The following is a 288-nucleotide window of genomic DNA, read 5'->3' as shown; positions in this document are numbered from 1 at the left end:
TGGGTCAGTAACATCTGGTGAGGTTACTGAAACTATATTCACCAAGTCTCCTGTAAAGTCTGAGGGAACACTTAAAGTCACTTCATAGGTTACTACTTCGCCATCTGCTAAACTCGCTATTACATCTGATAATGCTCCTGTACCTGAACCGCCTTGGTCGCTTGTCCAACTTCCTTCCGTAATTCCTGCGGGGAATGGATCTTCTACTGATACATTTGTAGCATCACTTGGTCCATCATTAGTTACAGTAATCGTATACACTACATCTTCTCCTGCTGTATATGTATC

At 42.4% G+C, this 288-nt stretch carries 1 protein-coding gene; it reads right to left on the bottom strand.

All coding sequences use genetic code 11. The annotated features are described in order from the left end of the window. Positions 1-288, bottom strand: a 288-nt coding sequence (locus JMA43_RS14010) for a DUF11 domain-containing protein (RefSeq protein WP_342157325.1), incomplete at both ends; no start/stop codon positions are given.

Origin of the sequence: Joostella sp. CR20, assembly GCF_038433465.1 — a bacterium.
GTDB lineage: Bacteria > Bacteroidota > Bacteroidia > Flavobacteriales > Flavobacteriaceae > Galbibacter.
Note: the sequence above shows the minus strand (reverse complement) of the source record. Positions and strands in the feature narration are given on the sequence as shown.